The 22,485-nt window shown below is 66.6% G+C and carries 19 protein-coding genes; 10 read left to right on the top strand and 9 right to left on the bottom strand.

Annotated elements, in window-relative coordinates:
* Positions 1-102 precede the first annotated feature (102 nt).
* Positions 103-972, bottom strand: a complete 870-nt coding sequence (locus ACQ4OD_RS24300; RefSeq protein ID WP_139670143.1) for a LysR substrate-binding domain-containing protein — start codon at positions 970-972, stop codon at positions 103-105.
* Between the two features lie 246 nt (positions 973-1,218).
* Between ACQ4OD_RS24300 and ACQ4OD_RS24295 the strand changes: the two genes are divergently transcribed.
* The 5 genes from ACQ4OD_RS24295 to ACQ4OD_RS24275 all read left to right on the top strand — a co-directional run bounded on the left by ACQ4OD_RS24295 (position 1,219) and on the right by ACQ4OD_RS24275 (position 7,325).
* Positions 1,219-2,535 (top strand): MFS transporter, encoded by a 1,317-nt coding sequence (locus tag ACQ4OD_RS24295; protein ID WP_430945070.1) that lies wholly within the window; start codon positions 1,219-1,221, stop codon positions 2,533-2,535.
* A gap of 14 nt (positions 2,536-2,549) precedes the next feature.
* Complete coding sequence (locus tag ACQ4OD_RS24290) at positions 2,550-3,941, top strand: FAD-dependent oxidoreductase (RefSeq protein ID WP_139670146.1); 1,392 nt, start codon at positions 2,550-2,552, stop codon at positions 3,939-3,941.
* Between the two features lie 105 nt (positions 3,942-4,046).
* Positions 4,047-4,757: a YebC/PmpR family DNA-binding transcriptional regulator gene (locus ACQ4OD_RS24285; protein ID WP_023631852.1), complete on the top strand. Its 711-nt coding sequence runs from the start codon at positions 4,047-4,049 to the stop codon at positions 4,755-4,757.
* 126 nt (positions 4,758-4,883) lie between these two features.
* Entirely contained in the window at positions 4,884-5,828 is a 945-nt protein-coding gene (locus ACQ4OD_RS24280; protein WP_139670148.1) for a LysR family transcriptional regulator, read from the top strand.
* A gap of 78 nt (positions 5,829-5,906) precedes the next feature.
* Entirely contained in the window at positions 5,907-7,325 is a 1,419-nt protein-coding gene (locus ACQ4OD_RS24275) for a DOPA decarboxylase (protein WP_139670150.1), read from the top strand.
* A gap of 22 nt (positions 7,326-7,347) precedes the next feature.
* Here the strand turns inward: ACQ4OD_RS24275 and ACQ4OD_RS24270 are convergent, their stop codons facing one another.
* From ACQ4OD_RS24270 to ACQ4OD_RS24245, 6 genes are all read right to left on the bottom strand, one after another.
* Entirely contained in the window at positions 7,348-7,959 is a 612-nt protein-coding gene (locus ACQ4OD_RS24270) for a TetR family transcriptional regulator C-terminal domain-containing protein (protein WP_139670152.1), read from the bottom strand.
* A 100-nt stretch (positions 7,960-8,059) separates the two neighbouring features.
* The gene (locus tag ACQ4OD_RS24265) at positions 8,060-8,974 is read right to left on the bottom strand and encodes a pyridoxal-phosphate dependent enzyme (RefSeq protein WP_139670155.1); all 915 of its coding nucleotides are present in this window, start codon (positions 8,972-8,974) and stop codon (positions 8,060-8,062) included.
* A gap of 15 nt (positions 8,975-8,989) precedes the next feature.
* The gene (locus ACQ4OD_RS24260) at positions 8,990-9,685 is read right to left on the bottom strand and encodes a helix-turn-helix transcriptional regulator (RefSeq protein WP_139670157.1); all 696 of its coding nucleotides are present in this window, start codon (positions 9,683-9,685) and stop codon (positions 8,990-8,992) included.
* Positions 9,686-9,825: 140 nt separating this feature from the next.
* Positions 9,826-11,529, bottom strand: coding sequence for an amidase (locus ACQ4OD_RS24255; protein ID WP_139670159.1), 1,704 nt, complete (start codon positions 11,527-11,529; stop codon positions 9,826-9,828).
* 202 nt (positions 11,530-11,731) lie between these two features.
* Positions 11,732-12,571, bottom strand: coding sequence for a glutathione-dependent disulfide-bond oxidoreductase (yghU, locus tag ACQ4OD_RS24250; RefSeq protein WP_139670161.1), 840 nt, complete (start codon positions 12,569-12,571; stop codon positions 11,732-11,734).
* Positions 12,572-12,685: 114 nt separating this feature from the next.
* Positions 12,686-13,651, bottom strand: coding sequence for a DMT family transporter (locus ACQ4OD_RS24245; protein ID WP_110701603.1), 966 nt, complete (start codon positions 13,649-13,651; stop codon positions 12,686-12,688).
* Between the two features lie 104 nt (positions 13,652-13,755).
* On the opposite strand from ACQ4OD_RS24245, the gene ACQ4OD_RS24240 reads away from it, so the two are divergent.
* Together ACQ4OD_RS24240 and ACQ4OD_RS24235 are read left to right on the top strand one after the other, a co-directional pair.
* Positions 13,756-14,640: a LysR substrate-binding domain-containing protein gene (locus tag ACQ4OD_RS24240; RefSeq protein ID WP_102683769.1), complete on the top strand. Its 885-nt coding sequence runs from the start codon at positions 13,756-13,758 to the stop codon at positions 14,638-14,640.
* A 144-nt stretch (positions 14,641-14,784) separates the two neighbouring features.
* The gene (locus tag ACQ4OD_RS24235) at positions 14,785-15,939 is read left to right on the top strand and encodes a GGDEF domain-containing protein (protein WP_102683768.1); all 1,155 of its coding nucleotides are present in this window, start codon (positions 14,785-14,787) and stop codon (positions 15,937-15,939) included.
* Between the two features lies 1 nt (position 15,940).
* Here the strand turns inward: ACQ4OD_RS24235 and ACQ4OD_RS24230 are convergent, their stop codons facing one another.
* Positions 15,941-16,264 carry a DUF2790 domain-containing protein gene (locus tag ACQ4OD_RS24230; RefSeq protein WP_046856021.1) on the bottom strand — a complete coding sequence of 108 codons (324 nt, stop codon included), beginning with the start codon at positions 16,262-16,264 and terminating at the stop codon, positions 15,941-15,943.
* A gap of 278 nt (positions 16,265-16,542) precedes the next feature.
* Here ACQ4OD_RS24230 and ACQ4OD_RS24225 point away from each other — a divergent pair, with 278 nt between their 5' ends.
* On the top strand, positions 16,543-17,886 hold the full coding sequence (locus ACQ4OD_RS24225; RefSeq protein WP_430945069.1) for an OprD family porin: 1,344 nt from the start codon (positions 16,543-16,545) through the stop codon (positions 17,884-17,886).
* A 154-nt stretch (positions 17,887-18,040) separates the two neighbouring features.
* Here ACQ4OD_RS24225 and ACQ4OD_RS24220 read toward each other — a convergent pair whose 3' ends face one another.
* On the bottom strand, positions 18,041-19,414 hold the full coding sequence (locus tag ACQ4OD_RS24220; RefSeq protein ID WP_102683765.1) for an MFS transporter: 1,374 nt from the start codon (positions 19,412-19,414) through the stop codon (positions 18,041-18,043).
* A 393-nt stretch (positions 19,415-19,807) separates the two neighbouring features.
* Here ACQ4OD_RS24220 and quiC point away from each other — a divergent pair, with 393 nt between their 5' ends.
* Both quiC and ACQ4OD_RS24210 read left to right on the top strand, forming a co-directional pair.
* On the top strand, positions 19,808-21,715 hold the full coding sequence (gene quiC / locus ACQ4OD_RS24215) for a 3-dehydroshikimate dehydratase QuiC (protein ID WP_258598230.1): 1,908 nt from the start codon (positions 19,808-19,810) through the stop codon (positions 21,713-21,715).
* Positions 21,716-21,841: 126 nt separating this feature from the next.
* Positions 21,842-22,485, top strand: a 644-nt coding sequence (locus ACQ4OD_RS24210; RefSeq protein ID WP_430945068.1) for a TetR/AcrR family transcriptional regulator, incomplete at its 3' end; no start/stop codon positions are given.

The following is a 22,485-nucleotide window of genomic DNA, read 5'->3' as shown; positions in this document are numbered from 1 at the left end:
CAAGACCAAAGTAGGCCGCCGTAAGGGCGGAAAGGTGACTAAATGTCAGCATCGTCTACGAATGCGCATACAAGTCCCAAAACAATCACCCAGACCCAGACCCTAACCCCCCTCCAAAACCATCTCCAAAAACGTAGCCACCACCCGCCGCATCCGCTGTTCCTGCAAACACACTAACGTCTCCGTCAAATGCCGCTGACAATCCACAATCGGCAAAGCACAAACCCGAGCATCGGCCCCGAATTCAGCCGCGGACACCACCCCCACACCAATCCCCACGACCACCGCCTCCCGCGCCGCCTCCCGCCCTTCGACCTGGATCGCCGAGCGAATCCGCAACCCCGCCCGCTGCATCTCCTCCTCCAGCGTCTGCCGCGTCACCGACCCCGGCTCGCGCAGCACCAGCGGCGTATCGTCCAAGTCTGCCAGGCTGATCTGCCCACGGCTGGCCCAGGGATGCTGGTGCGAGACGAACGCCACCATCGGGTCGCGCCGCATCGGCACGCAGAACAGCCGCTCGTCATCGACATCGCGCCCGAGCAGGGCCAGGTCAGCCTGGTAGCTGAACAGCCGCGCCAGCGACTCATCGGTGTTGCCGGTCTCGATCTTCACCTGGATCCCCGGATAGCGCTGGCAGAACCGGGCAATCTGCGGCAGCACATGCACTGGCGCGTCCACCGCCAGCGTCAGGCTGCCGGTGTGCAGGGCGCGTGAGTCTTGCAATAGCTCCTGGGCCTCGGCCTCGCAGGCGAACAGGCGCTGGGTGACGCCGAGCAGGCGCTCGCCCAGGTCGGTCAACTGCACCGAGCGTTTGTTGCGGTGAAACAGCAAAACGCCAAAGCGCTCCTCCAGTTTGCGCACCTGGTCGGACACCGCCGGCTGGGTGAGAAACAGCTTTTGCGCCGCGCGGGTAAAGCTGCCTTGCTCGGCAACCGCGTGGAAGGCCTTGAGTTGAGCGTGGGAAACCGACATCGAACACTCCGCTTACAAGCTGGGCTTATGTGTGAAATACGATAAATCGATTTTATTTATCAGTCAGCAGCTGTTTCCATGTGTTTCAACCCGACGCCTCTGCCACGAGCAGCGGCATGTCGGCCATGGCGGCACCACCGCCATCTGACCAGGTGACGTCCCTCCGTCACGCAGTGCGCAACACAACAACAAGACAGGCGTTTCTTCACATTCTGCCGGCACACTCAAACAAGAGGTCAGAGTCAAATGAACCAATCCCTGGGCGCCATCAAGCGCTGGCGCGTGCAGATTTTCGCGATCACCTGGCTGGCCTATGCCGCCTTCTACTTCACCCGCAAGGCCTTCTCGGTGGCCAAGCTCGGCATCGGCGAAGACCCCTCGTTCATGCTCGACAAGGCCGCCATGGCCAACCTCGACGCCATCTACCTGGCCGCCTACGCCGTGGGCCAGTTCACCTGGGGCATGCTCGCCGATCGCTTCGGGCCGCGCGTGGTGGTGCTCGGCGGGCTGCTGATCTCGTCGGCCGCCGCGGTGGTGATGGGCAGTTACGCAACCTTCCCGATCTTCGCTACCTGCATGCTGGTCCAGGGGCTGGCGCAGTCCACCGGCTGGGCGGGCTTGTGCAAGAACATCGGCAGTTTCTTCCCGGCGTCCCAGCGCGGACGGGTACTGGGGCTGTGGAGTTCGTGCTACGCCTTCGGTGGCCTGGTGGCCTCGCCGTTCGCCGGCTGGTGGGCCTACACCCTGGTCGGCACCTGGCACGCGGCATTCTTCTCCAGTGCCGTGGTGGTGGCCGTGGTGGCGGTGCTGTTCTTCATCTTCCAGCGCAACAAGCCCGAGGACGTCGGCCTGCCGGCGGTGGAGCCCGAGCCACAGAGCATGGCCCCAGGGGCGAACCTGTGCAGCGTGTGGGCGCCGTTGCGCGAGATCCTGCGCAACCGCACGGTGCTGACCCTGGGCCTGGCCTACTTCATGCTCAAGCCGGCGCGCTACGCCATCCTGCTGTGGGGGCCGGTGATCGTCTTCGAGCAGATGCCCTCGGTGGGCAAGGTCGGCGCGGCGATCATCCCCACGGCGTTCGAGCTGGCCGGGCTGCTCGGGCCGATCCTCATCGGCCTGGCCTCGGACAAGCTGTTCGGTGCCCGGCGCATGCCGGCCTGCGTGATCAGCCTGGTGCTGCTGACCCTGACCCTGGCCGGCTTCATGGCGGCGATGCACAGCGGCAGCGTGGCGCTGGTGGTGGCCTTGCTGTTCGTCATGGGCCTGACCCTCTACGGCCCGGACTCGATGATCAGCGGCGCCGCGGCCATCGACTTCGGCACGGCCAAGGCCGGCGCCACCGCGGCCGGTTTCGTCAACGGCTGCGGCTCGGTGGGCGCGGTGCTTGGCGGCTTGCTGCCGGGCTACTTCGACAGCGTCACGGTATTCATCGTCTTCGCCGGCACCGCGCTGTTCTCCGCCCTGGTGCTGCTGCCGCACTGGAACAGCCGGCCGGCGACGGCCCCCCAGGCCACCGACGTGGCCCCCAATACCGGCATGGCGATCAAGCCACTGCGTACCTAGAGGAAAGCGAGCAGATGAGACCCTTCTGGCTGCAACAGGCCCTGGACCAGGAAGACGAGGCCCTGTGCCCGCCGCTCGTCGGCGATGCGCGCTGCGACGTGTGCATCGTCGGCGGTGGCTACACCGGGTTGTGGACTGCCTTGATGATCAAGGAACAGGCGCCGCAGCTGGAGGTGCTGCTGATCGAGGCCGACATCTGCGGCGCCGGGGCCAGCGGGCGCAACGGTGGCTGCGCGCTGTCCTGGTCGGCCAAGTACTTCACCCTCGAACGCTTGTTCGGGGTGGCCGAGGCGGTGCGTCTGGTGGGCGAGTCCGAACGCAGCATCGGCGCCATCGGCGAGTTCTGCGCGGCCAATGGCATCCGCTGCGACTTCCGCATGGACGGCACGCTCTACACCGCCACCAACCAGGCCCAGCTCGGCGGCACTGATGCGGTGATCGCCGCGCTGGAGCGCCACGGCATCAACTCGTTCCAGCGCCTGGCGCTGGAACAGGTGCAGCGCCTGGCCGGCTCCCAGCGGCATCTGGAGGGCTGGTACTCGCCGGCCGCGGCCACGGTACAGCCGGGGCGTCTGGTGCGCGGCTTGCGCCGGGTAGCCTTGCAGCGTGGCGTGCGCATCCACGAAGGCACGGCGATGACCGGCCTGGAGCATGGCGCGCCGGCACAGGTGCGCACCCGGGCCGGCACCATCCGCGCCGACCGCGTGGTGTTGGGCCTCAATGCCTGGATGGCGCGGGCTTTCCCGCAGTTCGAGCGCAGCGTGGCGATCGTCTCCAGCGACATGGTCATCACCGAGCCGTGCCCCGAGCTGCTGCGTCAGATCGGCCTGGACAGCGGCGTCAGCGTGCTCGACTCGCGGATCTTCGTGCACTACTACCACAACACCTCCGACGGTCGGCTGATGCTCGGCAAGGGCGGCAATACCTTTGCCTACGGCGGGCGCATGCTGCCGGTGTTCGACCAGCCGTCGCCGTATCAGCCGTTGCTGCGTGACAGCCTGGCCGAGTTCTTCCCGGCGCTGGCCGAGGTGCCGTTGGCGGCGAGCTGGAACGGGCCGTCGGACCGCTCGGTGACCGGCCTGCCGTTCTTTGGCCGGCTCGATGGGCAGGGCAACGTGTTCTATGGCTTCGGCTATTCGGGCAGCGGGGTGGGGCCGTGTCACATGGGCGGGCAGATCCTCTCGTCGCTGGCCTTGGGGCTGGACAACGCCTGGACCCGCTCGCCGCTGGTCAAGGGTCCGCTGGGGCGTTTCCCGCCGGAGCCGGTGCGCTACCTGGGGTCGCTGATGGTGCGCAACGCCATTCGCCGCAAGGAGCGCGCCGAAGACCGCGGCGTGCGTCCACGCGGGCTGGATGTGCGCCTGGCGAAGTTCGCGGCGGCGGCGGGGAAGGCCGACAAGGGCTGAAGCTGATGCGATTTCTTGTCGAACCCGGTGCGCAGGGCGTATAAACTCTCCCCACTTTTTGGCCGGTCGCTTCCTGAACCGGCCGCTGAAACAAAGAGAGTCGATATGGGCGCACAGTGGAAAGCCAAGCATAGAGAAACGGCGGCCAACGCCAAGGGCAAGATCATGGGCAAGCTGGCCAAGGAGATCCAGATCGCCGCCAAGTCCGGCGCCGACCCGGACATGAACCCGCGCCTGCGCCTGGCCATCGTCCAGGCCAAGAAAGCCTCGATGACCCGTGAGACGCTGGAACGTGCGATCAAGAAAGGCGCCGGTCTGGACGGCGAGGCCGTGCAGTACCATGCCGTCAGCTATGAAGGCTTCGCGCCGCACCAGGTGCCGCTGATCGTCGAGTGCCTGACCGACAACGTCAACCGCACCGTGGCGCAGATCCGCGTCTTGTTCCGCAAGGGCCAGCTGGGTGCCAGCGGCTCGGTGGCCTGGGACTTCAACCACGTCGGCCTGATCGAGGCGACCCCGGAAGGCGACGCCGACCCGGAAATGGCAGCCATCGAAGCCGGTGCCCAGGACTTCGAGGACGGCGAGGAAGAGGGTTCGACCCTGTTCATCACCGATACCACCGACCTTGATGCCGTGCAGAAGGCCCTGCCCGAGCATGGCTTCACCGTCACCTCGGCGAAGATTGGCTACACCCCGAAAAACCCGGTGAGTGCGGCCAGCCTGAGCGCCGAAGCCTTGGCCGAGGTCGAGGCCTTCCTCGAGGCCATCGACGAGAACGAAGACGTGCAGAACGTCTATGTTGGCCTGACTGACTGATTTGTGCTTCAGGGGCCGCTCTGCGGCCCAATCGCCGGCAAGCCGGCTCCCACAGGGTTGCGCAGATGCCTGTGGGAGCCGGCTTGCCGGCGATGAGGCCTTTAGACTCACCCAAGGGGAGCTTGCATGAACCCCACCTTCGCCTCCCTCAGCCTCGCCCACCTGCGCACCCTCGACTGCCTCCTGCAGCTGAAGAACCTCAGCCACGCCGCCGAGCGCCTGGGCTGCAGCCAATCGGCGCTGAGCCGCCAGCTGGCCAGCCTGCGCGAGGCTTTCGACGACCCGCTGCTGGTGCGCCAGGGGCGTGGCTATGTGCTCAGCGAACATGCCGAAACGCTGGTCGAGCCATTGCGCCAGGTACTGGACGAGCTCAACGCCCTGCGCCAGCCCGCAGCGTTCGACCCGGCGCGCTGCGAACGGCGCTTCTGCCTGGCGGCATCGGACTACGTGGCTGAACATATGCTGCCGCAGCTGGTGAAAGCGTTGGAGCAGGAGGCGCCAGGGGTATCGCTGGAGTACCGCACTTGGCAGGCCGGGCAGTACGCCTTGCTCGCCAGCGGCGAGATCGACCTGGCCACCACGCTGTTCGACGAGTCGCCACCCAACCTGCACGGTCGGCTGCTGGGCGAGGATCGGGCGGTGTGCCTGATGCGCCATGACCATCCGCTGAGCGCCCGCGCCGAACTGAGCCAGGATGACTACCTGGCCTTCAAGCACGTGCGGGTGTCCGGTGGCGGCGACAAGGACAGTTTCATCGACCGCCATCTGCGTGCCCAGGGGCTGCAACGGCGCGTCAGCCTGGAGGTGCCGTTCTTCAGCGCGATGGTCCAGGTGGTCGGCAACGGCCAGGCGCTGGCCACGGTGCCCGAGCATATCGCCCGGCAACTGGCGCGGTTGCATGGGCTGAGCTGGCGGCCGATGGGCTTTGTCGAGCACACCCAGCGTTACTGGGTGGTATGGCATCAGCGTCTGCAGGCCTCGGCCGAACATCGCTGGCTGCGTAACCGGGTGTTCGAGGTGTGGCGCCAGTCGCAGTTCGGCGTGCAGGGTGGGCATGCGCCTTTGCCATAGCAGCTATGCGTGAAGCGGGGTTATTCGGCGGGTGATGGAGGCCTAGACTGCGAGGTATTGTCAGCCAGGAGACCGCCCATGACCCCCGAACAATTCCGCCAATACGGCCACCAACTGATCGACCTGATCGCCGACTACCGCCAGACCGTCGGCGAGCGCCCGGTCATGGCCCAGGTCGAGCCCGGCTACCTCAAGGCCGCGCTGCCCCAGGGCGCGCCGCAGCAAGGCGAGCCGTTCGAGGCCATCCTCGCCGACGTCGACAAGCTGGTGATGCCCGGCCTGTCCCACTGGCAGCACCCGGGCTTCTACGGCTACTTCCCCTCCAACGGCACCCTGTCGTCGGTGCTCGGCGACTTCCTCAGCACCGGCCTGGGCGTGCTCGGCCTGTCGTGGCAGTCCAGCCCGGCCCTCAGCGAACTGGAGGAAACCACCCTCGACTGGCTGCGCCAGCTGCTGGGCCTGAGCGGGCAATGGAGCGGGGTGATCCAGGACACCGCCTCGACCAGTACCTTGGTGGCGCTGATCTGCGCCCGCGAGCGTGCCACCGACCATGCCCAGGTGCGCGGCGGCCTGCAGGCCCAGGGCAAGCCCCTGGTGGTCTACGTCAGCGCCCATGCCCACAGCTCGGTTGACAAGGCCGCGCTGCTGGCCGGATTCGGCCGTGAAAACATTCGCCTGATCCCCACCGACGCGCACTACGCCATGCGCCCGGAGGCGCTGCGCGAAGCCATCGCCCAGGACCTCGCCGCCGGCAACCAGCCTTGCGCCGTGGTTGCCACCACCGGCACCACCACCACCACCGCGCTGGACCCGCTGCGCCCGATCGGCGAGATCGCCCAGGCCAACCAGTTGTGGCTGCACGTGGACTCGGCCATGGCCGGTTCGGCGATGATCCTCCCGGAATGCCGCTGGATGTGGGACGGCATCGAGCTGGCCGACTCGGTGGTGGTCAATGCCCACAAGTGGCTGGGCGTGGCCTTCGATTGCTCGATCTACTATGTGCGTGACCCGCAGCACCTGATCCGGGTGATGAGCACCAACCCCAGCTACCTGCAGTCGGCGGTCGATGGCGAGGTGAAGAATCTGCGCGACTGGGGCATTCCCCTGGGGCGTCGGTTCCGCGCCTTGAAACTGTGGTTCATGCTGCGCAGCGAAGGTGTCGAGGCCCTGCAGCAACGGCTGCGGCGTGACCTGGAAAACGCGCAGTGGCTGGCCGCGCAGGTGGAGGGGGCGCCCGCGTGGGAGGTATTGGCGCCGGTGCAGTTGCAGACCTTGTGCATCCGCCATCGCCCGACAGGTCTCGAGGGTGAGGCGCTGGATGCCCACACCCGCGCCTGGGCCGAGCGCCTCAACGCCTCGGGTGATGCCTATGTGACCCCGGCGACCCTGGATGGACGCTGGATGGTACGGGTCTCGGTGGGGGCGCTGCCCACCGAGCGTGAGCATGTCGAGCGGCTGTGGGCGCGGTTGCAGGGGGTGGTAGCTGAACAAGCCTGAAGCTATCGCTATAATCTTTAAGCTATAGCGAATGGGCAAAAAAGGGCGTGGGGCGCAGGCCACGCAAGAGCAGCTCGGCCTGGGCCTGGGTCGAGGCGCGGGATGGCTTGATCTGCCCTGAGCTGCCGGGGGCCATGCCGAAGCGGAAGGTCGCCAGGGACGTAGACCACAGGTACAGCAGCAGGTGCTCGGGCGTGGTCCGCACGATCAGCCCGCGCTCCATCCACTGCGCCAGGCAGGCCAGCGTCTGCCTGGCACTGCTGCGCAGCAGCTCGGCGCGTTCACCGGGCAGTTGCCGGGCGCCATGCAGCATTTCCTTGAGCCAGACACGCACCGCGCCGGGGTGTTGGCGCGCCACCTCGGCCTTGGCCTTGAAGTAGCGGGGCAGGGCCTGTTCGGGGTGAGCCTGCGGCACCAGGCTGCGCGAGGCGCGCAGCAAGGGTTCCATCACCAGGTCGAGCACTGCGGTGTAGAGCAGGCGTTTGTTGCGGAAGTAGTAGAACACGTTGGCCCTGGGCAGCCCGGCGCGGGCGGCGATAGCGTCGACCCGGGCGGCGGCGAAACCATGGTGGGCGAATTCCTCGCTGGCGGCGGCGAGGATCAGTTGCAGGTTGCGATCACGGATACTGGGCATGGCAAACACGTACTTCTGAATCGATATGTTCAAAAGTATATAGCGGTAACGTGTTCGCCGACAGCTGCCCAGGCTCGTGTTCAAGCGAGCCTGTGTCGGATCAGCAGGCTTCGCGCCAGGCGCGGATCTGCTCCAGTGTTGCGGTGGCGCCACCGCAGACGATCACCAGGACATTGCCAAAGGCCGCCACTGCGTCGGGGTGTTCGAGCAAGGCCAGCGCCGCGCCGCAGGCCGGCTCCACCAGCAGGCGGTGATCGCGCAGCAGGCGTTCGCAGGCGTCGAGCGCCTCGCGATCACTCACCAGGTGGCTGACCACCGGGTGCTGGCGGGTGCAGGCCAGCGCCTGTTCGGCCACCCGCTTGGCCCCCAGTGAAGTGGCTACCGAGGTGATCCCCGGCAGTTCCACGGTGTGCCCGGCAGCCATGGCCGCGTGCATCGACGCCGCGCCTTCGGTTTCCACGGCCAGCACCGGCACATCCTGCCAGCCATTGCGCTGCAACCCTTCGACCACGCCGCGCAGCAGGCCGCCGCCGCCGACCGACAGCACCACCGCATCCGGCTTGCAGCCGGCCTGGGCCACTTCATCGATCATGCTGGCGTGGCCGGTCCACAGCAGCGGGTCGTCGAACGGGTGGATGAAGGCGTCACCCGCGCCCAGCAGGGTCTGCGCGTGCTCGTTGGCTTCCTGCCAGGAGCTGCCGCGCACCACCACGCTGGCGTCTTCCAGGCGCAGCAGTTCCTTGGCCCGTTCGGTGGTGGTCTCGGGCACCACCACGGTCACCGGCACGCCGAGCTTGCGGCCGGCGTAGGCCACCGCCAGCCCGGCATTGCCGCCGGATGAGGAGACGAAGTGACGGGCGCCGCGAGCATGGTGCACCTCACAGGCGTGGCCGACGCCGCGCAGCTTGAACGAGCCGCAGGGTTGCAGGGCTTCGAGCTTGAGCCACACCGGGCGGCCGGCGCTCAGTGACAGCGGACGGGATTCGATCAGTGGGGTAGGGATATGCAAGGGCATGGTGGGCTCCGTGGCTCAGTCGCGGGCAGCCGCGGCGGGCTCGCCGCGCAGCTGCTCCAGGTAGTTGTAGACGGTGTAGCGGGTTACACCGAGGGCCTCGGCGGCTTTCTCGACGCCGCCCTTGACGATGAACAGGCCGCGCTCCTGCATCACGCGCACGGCTTCGACCTTGGCCTGCTTGGTCATCCGTCCCTGGCCGCTGCGCTGCAGCGCGTCCTGGATGATCCCGGCCATCAACGCGGTCATGTCCGCTGGCTCGTCGCCTGGCACCGTCGCCGGTGTGGCGCCCAGCGGTTGGAAGTGCCGCAGGAATGCCATGGCGGCGTCCAGGCCGGTGACGTCGGTGTTCACGCACAGGCTGGCGAAGGGCTGGCCGGTGCTGTCACGGTAGATCGCCGTGGCGCTGCGCAGGCTGCGCCCCTTGAGGGTGGTGGGGTAGTCGGGCAGTACCACAGGGTCGCAGCCCTGCTGGTCGGCGGCGGCCTGCATCAAGGCCTTGAACCCTTGATCCTGTTCGGGAGCGGCGAGTATCGGGCTGCCGACCTGGCGGCCGGAGAGCTCGCCATTGACGATCGCCACCACCGAGCGTTCCGGGTGTTCGAGGTCGTGCAGAAGGATTTCCACATTACGCGGGACGACGCTGCCCAAGGCCTGCAGGGCGGTCTTGAGCACGTTCAGGGTGAGCTGGCGTTCGTGGGCGAGGGTGAGCATGGTCGGCACCAGATTCAATATTGTGTTGAATATTACACAAAAAGTTGAATTTGGCGAGAGTTTCGAATGCTCAAAAGCAACCGCGGGGCCATCTCGCTCCTACTCAAGGCAGGAGCGGGATGACCCCGCGATCAGGTGCGTCAGCCCAGTTTCGGCGTACGCGGCGGGACGATGCGGCGCGAGCCGGTGGACTCGAAGGCGGCGGCGAATTTCAACAGATTGTTGTCGCTGTACGCCTTGCCCGCGAAGGTCAGGCCCACCGGCATGCCGATGTCGGCCATCACGCCCATCGGCACGGTCACGGTCGGCACACCGAGGTGACGGATCGCCAGGTTGCCGTTGGCCACCCAGATGCCGTTGCTCCAGGCGATGTCCGCCGAGGCCGGGTTGACGTCAGCATCCGCCGGGCCGACATCGGCCACGGTGGGGAACAGCACCGCGTCCAGGCCCTGGGCGTCCATCCAGTCTTCCAGGTCGAGCTTGCGGGTGGCTTCCAGGCCGCGCAGGCCATCGGGCACGGTGGCGATCTGGTCCCAGCTCTTCAGGCCGCGCTTGGCCATGTTGACGTACTCGTCCATGCCGGCGGCGAGGTCGTCTTCACGGTTGGGCAGGGTGCCGGGGTCGTGGGGGAAGATCTGCGGGCCATCGACATCGGCCAGGCGGTTGAGCTTGGGATCGTCGTTGGCGCGCAGGAAGTCGTCGAAGGCCCAGCCGGACAGTTCCCACAGTTCGTCATGCAGGAACTCCTTGCTGACGATCCCACGGGTGAACACGGTCGGCGCGCCGGGGCGGTCGCCCTCGCAATTGGAGACCAGCGGGAAGTCGGTCTCGACCACTTCGGCACCGGCCGCTTCCAGGGCCTGGCGGGCTTGCTGCCACAGCTCGATCACGCTGGCACGGGTATGGATGCGCTGGCCGGTCGGGCCGCCGATGCCGGGCTTCTCCGAGGTGCCGGCTTCGGCGTCGGCATTGATGTACATGCGTGGCACCGCGAAGCGCTTGCCCTTGAGCGACTCGGCGCCCACGGCCAGGTCCAGGTACGAGGCAGGGCGCACGCTCGAGGCGGCCGGGATCGGCACCCAGGGTTGCAGGCGCCACAGGTCGCCGCGCTTGTCGGCGTCGTCGGCCACCACCACGTCGAGGATCTCCAGCAGGTCGGCCATGGTCCGCGCATAAGGCACGACCACGTCCATGGTCGGCGTCAGCGGCCAGTTGCCGCGCACCGAGATCACCCCGCGCGACGGGGTGTAGGCGCACAGGCCGTTGTTCGAGGCCGGGCCGCGGCCACTGGACCAGGTTTCCTCGGCCAGGCCGAAGGCGCTGAAGCTTGCGGCGGTGGCGGTGCCGGCACCGTTGGAGGAGCCGGAAGCGAAGGGGGCGGTCAGGTAGGCGGCGTTGTACGGGCTCTCGGCACGGCCATACACGCCACGCTGCATGCCGCCATTGGCCATCGGCGGCATGTTGGTCTTGCCCAGGCAGATGGCGCCGCCGGCGCGCAGGCGCTCGACGGTGAAGGCGTCGCGCTGGGCGACCAGGTCCTTGAACGCCGGGCTGCCGGAGGCGGCAGTCAGGCCCTTGACCAGGTAGCTGTCCTTGGCGGTGTAGGGGATGCCATCCAGCGGGCCGAGGGTTTCGCCACGGGCACGGCGGGCATCGGAGGCTTCGGCCTCTTTCAGGGCCTCGGGGTTGCGCACCACCACGGCATTGAGCCGCGTGGCGGTGTCGGCGCCGTCGTAGGCGTCGATGCGGGCCAGGTACGCCTTGACCAGCTCGACGGCCGTCGTGCGGCCGGACTCGAGCGCGTCGCGCAGCTCGGCAATGGAAACCTCGGTTACCTCGATCATGCTGTCACCACAGTTGTGCAGGTGGAAAATCATGGCGGCGAGTGTAGCAAGAAGGTCCCGATGGGCGCAGGCATGCAGCGGGGAAATGGTTGGTTGCAGCCAGGCAATCGAACGGCGGGTCGGTGTGCGCAGTTGCCTATGCCCCTCGAGGCATAGGCAACACGAATGAGGTGTACGCGTCGCTATGTGCGGGGTGACTGGGTCACTCCAGGTCGCTGGCCGCGTGGCGCTCCGCCACCTGGCTGGCTTCCTCGCCCCAGGTGCGGTTGATGCGGGTACCACGCTGCACCGCCGGGCGCTGGGCGATGGCTTCGGCCCAGCGCTGCACATTGGGGTATTCGTCCACCGCGAGGAACTCGGCCGCGCCGTACAGGTTGCCGCGCACCAGTTGGCCATACCAGGGCCAGACGGCGATGTCGGCGATGCTGTACACGTCGCCGCCCAGGTAGGCGTTTTCAGCCAGGCGCCGGTCGAGCACGTCGAGTTGGCGCTTGGCTTCCATGGTGAAGCGGTTGATCGCGTATTCGAACTTTTCCGGCGCGTAGACGTAGAAGTGGCCGAAACCACCGCCCAGATAAGGTGCGGCGCCCATCTGCCAGAACAGCCAGTTGAGGGTCTCGGTGCGTGCGACCAGGTCCTGGGGCAGGAAGGCGCCGAATTTTTCCGCCAGGTACAGCAGGATCGCGCCGGACTCGAACACCCGCACCGGCGGTTCGACGCTGCGGTCGAGCAGGGCGGGGATCTTCGAGTTGGGGTTGACCTGCACGAAGCCGCTGCCGAACTGGTCGCCTTCGCCGATACGGATCAGCCACGCGTCGTACTCGGCGCCGCCGTGGCCGAGGGCCAACAGTTCTTCCAGGAGGATGGTGACCTTGACCCCGTTGGGCGTGGCCAGGGAGTAGAGCTGCAGCGGATGCTTGCCGGTGGGCAGCGGCTTGTCGTGGGTGGCGCCGGCCACCGGGCGGTTGATGCTGGCGAACTGGCCACCGGAAGGGGCCTCGAAGGTCCAGACCTTGGGCGGGACATAAGGGGGCTTGCTCATTGAGATCTCCTGGAGGGCGCGATGCGGCCGGGTAAGGACGTGGACAGCCTTTCTATGCCATGGGTTCGCCGTGCAGGGCAAATGCAATGCGTGCCCGCAGCGGATGCATGGCGCCTACAGGGACCGCGCCGAGGCCGGAATCGGTGCGGTTGGCGCCTCTGGCTTTTTCGCCGGTTTCAGCCGCGATACCCCGAACAGCACCAGGACCAGCCCGGCCACCTGGTACAAGGAGATCGCCTCGCTGAGGATCAGCCATGAGGCCAGCATCGTCAGCACCGGCCCCAGGTTGCCCACCGCCGCCGTGTGCGTGGGCCCGAGGCGCTGGATCGCCAGCGCCACCCAGTAGATCGGCAGCACCGTGGAGAACAGCGCCATCAATGCTGCGTTGAGCCACACCGTGCCGGGCAGCTGCAGCAGCGGCGCGACATCGGCCACCAGCAGGTAGTGGGCCAGCACCATCAGCGAGGAGGCGGTGCCGCACAACCCGGCCAGGCGCATCGAATTCATGCGCTTGAGCATCATGCCGGTGCCCGAGTAGTACAGGGCATAGGTGACCGCGCTGGCGAACACCCACAGCGAGCCGACCAGCACCGCATTGCCGCCGCCCGAGGCGCCGATGTCGTGGACAAAGGCGATGCCCAGCCCCAGGTAGCACAGGCCCATGGCCGCCAGGGTGCGCAGGGTCGGGCGTTCGCGCTGGACGATGGCCTGGATCACCAGCACCAGGGTCGGGTAGGTGAACAGGATCAGCCGCTCGAGCCCGGCACTGATGTATTGCAGGCCGTAGAAGTCGAACAGGCTGGCCAGGTAGTAGCCGAACAGGCCAAGCAAGGCTACGCGCAGGCCGTCGCCGGCGCTCAGCGGCGCGCCGCCCTGGCCACGGCTGGCCCACACCAGCCAGGCGAACAGCGGCAGCGACAGGGCCATGCGCAGTGCCAGCAGGCTGATGGCGTCCACCGGGCCTGCGGCATAGGCAAGCTTGACGAAGATGGCCTTGAAACTGAAGCCCAGGGCTGCGAGTACGGCGTACAGGCTGCCGTTGGCAAGGGCGCGCTGGAGCGGGGCGGGCAGGCGGGTCATGGCGGGTCCGTGGCACAGAGGAAGTGTGGTTTATTCTGCGCAGAACACACCCGCGCTAGAATCGCTTTTTCTCGAACATGGCGTTCTGATTTGGAGAAGCCCTGATGCACTTCGACCTGGCCGACCTGCGGCTGCTCGCCGCCATTGCCGCCACCGGTAGCCTGAGCAAGGCGGCGGCCACCTTCCCGGTGGCGGTATCGGCCGCCAGCACCCGCCTGCGCCTGTTCGAAGCGCGCAGCGGGTTGACCCTGTTCCTGCGCAAGGCCGACGGTATGCAGCTGACCCCGGCCGGGCGCCTGGTGCTGGAGTCGGCGCGGGGCGTGCTGGGCGAGGCGCAGAAGCTGCAGGACACGCTGCGCGAACTCGCCGGCCAGCGGCGCATCACCCTGCACCTGGCGGCGTCCACCGTGACCAACAGCACCCTGTTGCCGGCCGTGCTCGGGCCGTTCCTGGCCGACTACCCGGAGGTGGACCTGCAACTGGTCGAGCACAAGAGCATCGATGTGCTGCGGGTGGTGCTGGCCGGGGAGTGCGAGATCGGCGTGTACGACGGCAACCTGGTCAACGAGGGCGTGGTGTCGCTGCCGTTTCGCACCGAGCGTCTGGTGCTGCTGGTGCCGCTCGATCACCCGTTGGCCGGGCGCGGCCAGCTGCGCCTGGCGGACGCGCTGGGCTTTCCCTTCGTCTGCCTGCCCGCCGAGCGTGCCATGCAGCGCTTTGTCGAGGAGCTGGCGATGAACCTGGCCATGCCGCTGAAGGTGCGGGTGCGCGCGCCCAGCTTCGAAGCCATCGCCCAACTGGTGGCCCAGCACGCGGGTATCGCCATGCTGCCGGAAACGGCGGCGCTGCGCGCCGAGCAGGAGCTGGCGGTGCGCCGTGTGGCGCTTGAGGAGCGTTGGGCGACCCTGGAACTGCGTATCTGTTTCCGTAGCTGGGAGGCGCTCAGCTCGCACGGGCGACAGCTGGTGAGCTTCCTCTCCGGGCAATGACAGGTGACTGTCGTCGAGTATTCGGATGAATTGGTTGGTCGTCCGAGCGCCATCATTTGGATATCATTTATGCCTGTGCAATGGCCCTTGAACGCATACAATCACCGTTCTGAACGGTAACCCAGATACAGGCCACTTCCACCCATGGCGTTCGACGCTTCCACCATGCTGACCCTCACCATCGCGCTGGCCGCGGCCGCCGCGCTTTATCTGGCCGTGGAGTGGCGCAGCGTGCGCGAGTCCTCGCTGCTGTGCTGGAGCGCCAGCTTCGCCACCATCAGCGTCGGTTCCTCGCTCGCCTTGCTGCGTGGCAGCGGATATCTGTTCATCGGTATCTGGTTCGCCAACGGCATGCTGGTGGCTGCACACTGGCTATTCCTGCTGGGGGTGTCACGCTTTACCGAAACCCGCCTGTCACGGCTCTGCTACCTGGCCCCGCTGGCCTGGCTGAGCCTGTTGCTGCTGCCGCAGTGGCCCACCTGGTCGAAGACCTTCCTGGTGGCCAACTCGCTGCTGGTCGCCGCGTTCACCCTGTACGCCAGCGCATTGTTGCGCCCGCACGGCAAGTCGTTCAGTGTCGGCGCGGTGCAGCTGCGCTGCATCCTGCTGCTGCACGGGCTGTTCTACCTGGCCAAGACGCTGCCGGCGCTGCTGCCGGGGACACTGATCGACCTGACCGCGTTTCGCGGGCAGATCATCCAGGTGTCGCTGGTGGAAGGGGCCATGGCGATCATGCTGATTGCCCTGTCGATGACCGGCACCGTGCGCTACCGCCGCGAGGAGCGCATCGAGCGCCTGGCCGCGCGCGATCCGCTGACCGCGCTGTACAACCGCCGTGCACTGGAAATGCGCGCGGCGAACCTGTTCAACGAGGTTTCCCCGGCAAACCCCGGGGCCTTGCTGCTGATCGACATCGACCACTTCAAGCTGGTCAACGACCTGCATGGGCATGCCGCCGGCGACCGCCTGCTGGTGGCCTTGAGCGAGATGATCCGGGCCATGCTGCCGGAGCGGGCGATCGCCGCACGGCTGGGCGGCGACGAGTTCGTGATCCTCCTGGCCGGGGCTTCGCGCGAAGCCATCCAGCGCCTGGCCGAGGCCCTGCGTCAGCAGTTCCAGGGCACCGCCGAACAGGCGTTCCGCACCCCCGAGGCGGTGACCCTGAGCATCGGCGCCAATCTGTTCGACCGCCCGCCGGCCAGCCTGGCGGCGTTGATCGAGCAAGGCGACGTGCTGCTGTACGCCTCCAAGCGCAGCGGGCGCAACAGCCTGCAACTGGTGGACGGGCTGCGCGGCTGAACTACTTGTTGTTGATGCACTGCGACTGCACCGCGTAGCGCACGGTGCGCAAGGTGCCCTGGCTGTCTTCGAAGGTCATCAGCCGTGGCACCACCTCGCAGGTGCGCGGGTCGCCCGATTGGCGCACGAGGCGGGCAACGTCGAGCTTCATGCCATAGCGGTAGTCGACGATCTCCGGCATGGGCTTCGCCCGCTTGGCCGCATAGGCCGCCACGGCCTGCTGGTGGTCCGCCAGCAGCTGTTCACTGTCCAGCCTGGAAAAGCCGCTGGCCTGGGTCGAGAGGGAAAGCGCCAGCAGGGCGGCGGTGAGGGTCGGTCGTAGCATGGTCGTGCCTCCGAAAAGTTCGTTTCGCAGACCACGCTAGCGATGCCCGGCCAACAGGGGCATGACGGCCGGGTTACAGATCTGAAAGCTGGGCGCGCACGCAGCTCCCCCCGCTGCGCATGACACGATTGTAATGCCCCCATCACCTTCCCGTTATCCGCCAGCAGCGAGCATCAGGCTCGGCCAATGGGGCTGGGTGCGTGCGCATCTGGCCAGACCAGGGAGGCTCCAGCGCCAGGGCCTGACAACAAGAACAGCCGCAATCGAAGGAGCAGTGGATGAAGAGCAATCCGACACTTTCCCTGGCCGCCCTGGTGGCGCTGGCCGGCTTCGGCCCGGCGGCCTGGGCCGCAGAAGAGCAGAAGGAAGGGTTCATCGAAGGCAGCCGCCTGAGCGTGCTCAACCGCAATTACTATTTCAATCGCGATCATCGCGATGGCCCGGCCCCCACCTACAACAGTGGCAAGGACAGCGGCAACGGCTACTCCGAGGCCTGGGCCCATGCCGTGATCACCCGCTTCGAGTCCGGTTTCACCCAAGGCACGGTGGGCGTCGGCGTGGACGCCTTCGCCATGCTCGGGCTCAAGCTCGACACCGGTGGCGGACGCAACGGTGGGCGCAGCTCGTTCGACGTGCTGCCGGTGGACCGCGATGGCCAGGCCCGCGATGAATACACCAAGCTCGGCGGCGCGGCCAAGGTGCGCCTGTTCGACACCGTGCTGCGGGTGGGCGATGTGTTCCCGGTCAACCCGGTGGTGGCGGCCGGCGACTCGCGGCTGTTGCCGGAAAGTTTTCGCGGCGTGACCCTGGAGAACACCAGTGTGCAAGGCCTGACGCTGCAGGCCGGGCGCCTGCACGCCATGAGCCAGCCGGTGTCCAGCGACTTGCGCGATAACTTCGTGACGTTCTACGGCGGCCCGGTGGATTCGCCGTGGATCGCCTACGGCGGTGGCGACTACGCGATCAACGAAAACGTCAGCGTCAGCCTGTTCGGCAGTCGCTTGAAGGATGTGTGGAACCAGTACTACGCCGGCACCAGCGTGACCTGGCCGTTGTCGGATGAGCTGGCGCTGATCGGCGGGTTCAATTTCTACAACGCCAGGGACGAAGGGCGTCAGCGCCTGGGCCAGTTCGACAACGACATCTGGAGCGCCAAGCTCGGCGTGCGCTACGGCGCCCATACCCTGGCCCTGACCCACCAGCGCAACAACGGCGACGACGACTTCGACTACCTGCGCCAGTCCGATTCGATCTTCCTCGACAATTCCATCCAGTACAGCGACTTCAACTCGCCGAAAGAGCGCTCATGGATGCTGCGCTACGACTTGAACATGGCCGCCTACGGTGTGCCGGGGCTGTCGTTCATGACCCGCTATGGCCGTGGCAGCGACGCCGACTACAGCCATGCCAACGCCTACTACATGCGCCGCGACAGCAACGGCGACCCGCTCACCGACCAGAAGCGCTGGGAGCGCGACATCGAGGTCAAGTACGTGGTGCAGACCGGCGCGGCCAAGGACCTGGCACTGCGCGTGCGCCAGGCCACCACCCGGGCGACAGCCTTCGAGTCGGACCTGGACGAGGTACGGGTGATCGTCGAGTACCCGTTATCGATTCTCTGATCGGCATCTGTTCGCCAGGTGAGGTGCGGGCCCCCTCGATATAGAGCGCCGCTCGCGCGGCGCATCGCCGGCAAGCCGGCTCCCACAGGGTTTACGCGTGCCCTGTGGGAGCCGGCTTGCCGGCGATGAGGTCCGTACGGGCAACGGCGGACGGTCAGTGGCCGAACGCTTTCAGGCTGCCCTTGCGGCTCGCTTCATAGGCTTCCCGCGCCATGGGTCGTGCCTGAGGGTTGCCCAGGTCTTCCATAGCCAGCCGGTGGGTTTCCGGTGCCAGGTAGGCGGCCAGCGCGCACACGCAGGTAATGAGGAACGCCAGCCCGCCGACCACCAGCGGGATATTGTCCGAGCCCGGCGGCGCGACTGCGGCGAACAACGCCGGCAGCATGGCAGTGATCATGGTGCCGAGGTTCTGCGCGATGGCCATGGCCGAGACCCGGTAGCGGGTGTGGAACAGCTCTGGGTAGAAGCTTGGGAACACCGCGTTGTAGCCCTGGTAGACCATGCCCCACATGATGATCGAGGCGGCGAAGGCCAGCGGCACGTTCTGGATGCTGATCGCATACAGGTAGACGAACGCCAGCAGGCCCGAGCCCAGGCAACCGGCGATCATGGTCGGGCGCCGGCCGATCCTGTCGCTGAGGTTGCCGACGAAGGGGATCACCAGCACCGCGACGATGTTGCCCACCACCGGGATCCACAGGTACACGCTCTTGTCAAAGCCGATGCCGTAGGCCGGCTGCACCGCGTAGGCCGCGCCGAAGATGGTGGCGACCACCGGGATCACGTTCATCAGCGCCATGAACATCACCAGCACCATGTGCTTCCAGCTGTGGCGGAAGGCCTCGCTGATCGGCGACTTGGCCACCTTGTCCTGTTTCTCTTCCCTAACGAAGGCCGGGGTCTCGTGGACCTCCTTGCGGATGATGAAGCCAGCCACCAGCACCAGCGCGCTCATCAGGAACGGAATGCGCCAGCCCCAGTCGTTGAAGGCCTCGCTGGGCATGAAGTAGGCCAGTGGCAGGAACACCGCGGCGGCCATCACCTGGCCGGCCTGCACACCTTGCAGGGTGTAGCTGGCGTAGTAACCACGCCGGCCGAACGGCGCGTGCTCCATGATCATCGAGCTGGCGCCGGAGATCTCGCCGGCCACGGCGAAGCCCTGGACCAGGCGCAGCAGGACCAGCAGTGCCGGGGCCAGCAGGCCGACATCGTGGTAGGTCGGCAGCAGGCCTACGGCCATGGTCGAAAGACCCATGAGGAACATGCACAGCAGCAGCACGTTCTTGCGCCCGCGGGTATCACCCCAGTGGCCAAGCACGAAGGCGCCCACCGGGCGCGCCAGGTAACCCACGCCGTAGGTGGCCAGCGAGGCGATGATGGCCATCTTCGGGTCGGCGGACGGGAAGAAGATCTGCGGGAAGATCAGCGCCGCGGCCTGGGCGTAGATGAAGAAGTCGTAGTACTCGAGGGCAGAGCCGATCCATCCGCTGGCGGTGGCTTTCTTGGCTTGGGAACTTGAGCGGGCCATGTTGTCTCCGTTGTTCTTGTCAGGGGCCGGATTGGTCAGCGCTTGAGGCGCGGGCAGGGGCTGTGTGGAGAAGACGAACGAGGCGGCGCGGATCGCAGGGCGAGCAAGGTGTGCATAGGTCGGTACCCGTTTTCTTGAACTTATTATGTGGTGACGTTGGGTATTGCAGCGCAGGTTCCGCCGAACGACCGGCGTGGCGGCGGGAAGGGGCGGCGGGCCTGCGACTGGTGTTCATGGTTGTTCACGGGGGTGGGTGACGCAATTCGCTGGAACGGGTTTTGTTCGGTAATCGAACAAAAACTAACTGTTCCGTACAAAGTTCGTTGCCGGGGCGACTTTACCTGCGAATAATCGATCGTGCCAGGCCTCACTCAATAACAAGGAATACCCGCCATGCACCGTTCGATTGCCACCGTTTCCTTGAGCGGCACCCTGCCGGAAAAGCTCGAAGCCATCGCCGCCGCCGGTTTCGACGGCGTCGAGATCTTCGAGAACGATCTGCTGTACTACGCCGGCAGCCCCCGCGAAGTGCGCCAGTTGTGCGCGGGCCTGGGGCTGGCCATTACCCTGTTCCAGCCGTTCCGCGATTTCGAGGGCTGCCGCCGCGACCGCCTGCGCAAGAATCTCGACCGCGCCGAGCGCAAGTTCGACCTGATGCAGGAGCTAGGCACCGACCTGGTGCTGGTGTGCAGTAATGTCCAGCCCGACGCCCTGGGCGACGAACAGTTGCTGGTGGACGACCTGCGCCTGCTCGCCGAACATGCCGGCGCGCGGGGCCTGCGCATCGGCTACGAGGCCCTGGCCTGGGGGCGCCACGTCAATACCTGGCAACAGGTGTGGAACCTGGTGCGCCAGGCCGACCACCCGGCAGTGGGGGTGATCCTCGACAGCTTCCATACGCTGTCGCTCAGGGGCGACCCCAGCGGCATCCGCGATATCCCTGGCGAGAAGATCTTCTTCGTGCAGATGGCCGATGCGCCGATCCTGGCCATGGATGTGTTGGAGTGGAGCCGGCACTTCCGCTGCTTCCCCGGCCAGGGGGAAATGGACCTGGCGGGCTTCCTGGCGCCGATCCTGGCCAGCGGCTATCGCGGCCCGTTGTCGCTGGAGATCTTCAATGACGGTTTCCGCGCGGCGCCACCCCGGCAGAACGCCGCCGATGGCCTGCGCTCGCTGCTGTACCTGGAGGAGAAGACCCGCCGCCAGCTCGAGCGCGAGGCGCGGGCGGTCGAGCCGGGCGTGCTGTTCGCGCCGCCGGCCGCCAGCCGCTACGACGGCGTGGAGTTCCTCGAATTCGCCGTCGACGAGGCGGTCGGCGCACGCCTGGGCGCCTGGCTCAAGCGCCTGGGCTTCGCCGAGGCCGGCGAGCACCGCAGCAAGGCCGTGCGTCTGCTGCGCCAGGGCGATATCAACATCGTCCTCAATGGTGAACCTTATTCGTTCGCCCACAACTTCTTCGAAGCCCATGGCCCGTCACTGTGCGCCACGGCCTTGCGGGTCAACGCTGGCCAGGACGCCCTGCAGCGCGCCATGGCCTACCGTGGCCAGCCGTTCCGCGGCCTGGTCGGCCCCAACGAGCGCGAGATCCCGGCGGTGCGCGCACCGGACGGCAGCCTGTTGTACCTGGTGCAGCCCGACGGCAACGGCCAGACCCTCTACGACAATGATTTCCGCCTGGACCCGACAGCCCGCGCCAGTGGTGGCCTCAAGCGAATCGACCACATGGCCCTGGCGTTGCCGGCCGAGGCGCTGGACAGCTGGGTGCTGTTCTACAAGAGCCTGTTCGACTTCACCGCCGACGACGAGATGGTGTTGCCCGACCCCTATGGCCTGGTCAAGAGCCGTGCCCTGCGCAGCCACTGCGGCACCCTGCGGCTGCCACTGAACATCTCGGAAAACCGCAACACCGCCATCGCCCATGCCCTGGACAGTTATCGCGGCTCGGGCGTGCACCACGTCGCCTTTGACTGTGACGACATCTTCCGCGAGGTGGCCAGGGCCAAGGAAGCCGGCGTGCCGTTGCTGGAAATCCCGCTGAACTACTACGACGACCTGGCGGCGCGCTTCGACTTCGATGACGAGTTCCTCAGCGAGCTGGCGTATTACAACGTGCTGTACGACCGCGATGCCCAGGGCGGCGAGCTGTTCCACGTGTACACCGAGCCGTTCGAAGGGCGGTTCTTCTTCGAGGTCCTGCAGCGCAAGGGCGGCTATGCCGGCTATGGCGCGGCCAACGTGGCGGTGCGCCTGGCAGCGATGGCCAAGGCGCGCAGCGGGGCAGGGCGCAAGGTGGTGTTGTGAGCGAGGCCCTTGGCCGGCGACGGCGCCTCTAGGCCAAACCTGACCACCCGACCAACACCGCGCTTCCCAGCATCGCCCGGCTCACGGATAATCGCCCGGATTACTACAACGAGCCTGTGAGTCGGTATGAGTGATTCGGTCGTCAAGCCTGAAGTCGAAGGCCTGCGCAAGACGCGCAAGAACAATCCGGAAAAGACCCGCGAGAACATTCTCCAGGCCGCCATCACCGAGTTCGTCCAGCAGGGCCTGGCGGGCGCCCGGGTCGATGCCATTGCCGAGCGCACCGCCACCTCCAAGCGCATGATCTACTACTACTTCGGCAGCAAGGAGCAGTTGTACGTCGAGTGCCTGGTCAAGCTCTACGGCGACATTCGCAAGACCGAGCACAGCCTGGACCTCGACTCGCTGGCGCCCGAGCAGGCGATCCAGCGCCTGGTGGAGTTCACCTTCGACCACCACGCCAACAACGTCGATTTCGTGCGCATTGTCTGCACCGAGAACATCCACTACGGCGAGTACGTCAAGCAGTCGCCGGTGATCCGCGAGATGAGCAGCATGGTGCTCGACGCGCTGGGCAAGATTCTCGCCCGTGGCGTTGCCCAGGGCGTGTTCCGCCCCGGCATCGAAGTGATCGACCTGCATATGCTGATGAGCTCGTTCTGCTTCTACCGGGTGTCCAACCGCCATACCTTTGGCGACATCTTCCAGATCGACCTGTCCGACGAGCAGGTCAAGCAGCGTCACAAGCAGGTAATCTGCGAGGCGGTGAT

The sequence above is a fragment of the Pseudomonas sp. WC1 genome, assembly GCF_050586565.1.
In the GTDB taxonomy this organism is placed as follows: Bacteria; Pseudomonadota; Gammaproteobacteria; order Pseudomonadales; family Pseudomonadaceae; genus Aquipseudomonas.
This window is presented reverse-complemented; position numbering and strand designations above follow the sequence as displayed.